The following is a 1,740-nucleotide window of genomic DNA, read 5'->3' as shown; positions in this document are numbered from 1 at the left end:
ACTCCCTCGGGAAATGTTGTCATACCAGCCAATAGTAAGCTTATAAATTTTTTTAAAAAACTATAGTTAACTTCCATAAAGATTAAATGACATTTCTGTAATTATAAGGAACACAAGCGCACGCTTCGCTACTGTTAATTGTAATTAATTAACAATTGGGCGGTTATTTGATGCACTCGACTCACTCTGCTAACTTATGAAGACGTCCCCTCCCATATCTCTTAGCGTCGTGCGCTTACATTCCTTCACTGGGCCTTTCCATAAGGCAGAGGCCAGCATTATGCTCCTGCATGGACTCTTAGTCTAATGTCTCAGTATGCGCCGGCTCTCTGTGTCATCTTTTTGTCATACTAGAATAATCCTTAAGCTACTTTTGGATTGACAAACATATCACTTTCCATTTGTTCAGCGTTAAAGTATGTTTTGTTCTTGGATAATCCATACATTACCTTGATTAACTTTGAACTTAAAACCACCATCGCCTCTTTCTTTCGAAGAGGGTTCTCAGACCGTGTAATGTAATATTGATATAAGTTGTTAAAGGCCTCGTTATTATGAATGAGCGGCAAAATAGCTTTGAACAATAAGGACCGTAAGTCCTTTCGGCCACGCTTAGATAGATGTTTAGTGCCTTTCTTCTGACCAGATGAATGTTCACGTAATGACAATCCCGCTAATTTAATAAGCTGGCGTGGATGATCATATTCCGATAGTGAACCTGTATAGGCTAGTAATTCAATAACAGTTTGTTCGCTAATGCCACGAATAGAGTTTAAATATTCAAACTCTGGTATCTCTTTCACTAATGTTTCAAGCGTTTGTTCAAGGTCTTGAAGTTGAGCTTGTAGAAACTCAAGTTGTTGGACAAGTGTGGTAATGTGCAATCGTGCCATCCCTTCTCCTTCTGTTAAACCAATAGAACTTTCTGCTATCTCGCAAAGCCTTTCAATTTTCTTTTTAGGCGGATAGGTGGTGTTTGAATGTTGTTGAATCATCACCGCTAAATCTTCAGGACGTTGTCCTTTTAAATCAGCTGGGAATGGTGTAAGTTTTAGAACTTCACAAGCTTGTTTCCCATATCCTTTAAATACTTTATTGAACTCAGGAAAGTACATATCCAAAAATCCAGTAATGCGATTCTTGGTAGCTGATATATCATCCTTTAGTCTTTTTTAAGTGATGCTCCTTCACGAAGCTCCCGCTCAACCCCTTCTAAATGTCGAGGGTAATGAAAGTTCCCGGTTACTACGAGCTTAGCGATGACACGAGCATCTTTCTGATCATTCTTAGTTTGTGAATTATCGTCAAATTCCTTAGCTCTATTCACATGCATAGGATTTACGGTCACAAAAGGTATACAATGTTCCATTAAATAGGCCGCTAAGTTTTTCCAATAATGACCCGTTGGCTCAAAGCTAACGAGTATATCTGTCTTCTGATACTTCTCCATATAGTAATGGATGGTTTTTAGTAACTTATTAAAGCCTTCTAAAGATTGTTTAAAAGGAAATGCCTTCCCCAGTTCTCGGCCCCGATCATCCGTTATAACTCCATAATGAGTATGCTTGGCAATATCAATTCCAAGAATTAGGGTGTTATCTGTGATTTGATTCACGCGCTGATTACGTTTATTATTCATTATAGGTCCTCCTTATGATGAATGTTTGTTTGTGCTATGACAGCATCATAACGGAGGGCCCTTTTTAATTCAAGAGGTGAAAACCTGATTCGATAGGAATG

At 38.4% G+C, this 1,740-nt stretch carries 2 protein-coding genes; both read right to left on the bottom strand.

Features of this window, described 5'->3' with window-relative positions; all coding sequences use genetic code 11:
- Positions 1–362: 362 nt before the first annotated feature.
- Positions 363–1,115 (bottom strand): transposase, encoded by a 753-nt coding sequence (locus JCM13188_RS19975; protein WP_279402060.1) that lies wholly within the window; start codon positions 1,113–1,115, stop codon positions 363–365.
- Between the two features lie 47 nt (positions 1,116–1,162).
- Positions 1,163–1,639 carry an IS110 family transposase gene (locus JCM13188_RS19970; protein WP_279402059.1) on the bottom strand — a complete coding sequence of 159 codons (477 nt, stop codon included), beginning with the start codon at positions 1,637–1,639 and terminating at the stop codon, positions 1,163–1,165.
- Between the last annotated feature and the right edge of the window lie 101 nt (positions 1,640–1,740).

This window comes from Piscibacillus salipiscarius JCM 13188 (assembly GCF_001311865.1).
In the GTDB taxonomy this organism is placed as follows: Bacteria; Bacillota; Bacilli; order Bacillales; family Alkalibacillaceae; genus Piscibacillus; species Piscibacillus salipiscarius.
The sequence above is the reverse complement of the archived record's forward strand: the minus strand, read 5'-3'. Positions and strand labels throughout refer to the sequence as shown.

What these genes read in the sequence shown, in the direction of transcription:
- JCM13188_RS19975 (WP_279402060.1), bottom strand. Translation starts at nt 1,115, where the DNA reads ATGTACTTTCCTGAGTTCAATAAAGTATTTAAAGGATATGGGAAACAA.
- JCM13188_RS19970 (WP_279402059.1), bottom strand. Translation starts at nt 1,639, where the DNA reads ATGAATAATAAACGTAATCAGCGCGTGAATCAAATCACAGATAACACC.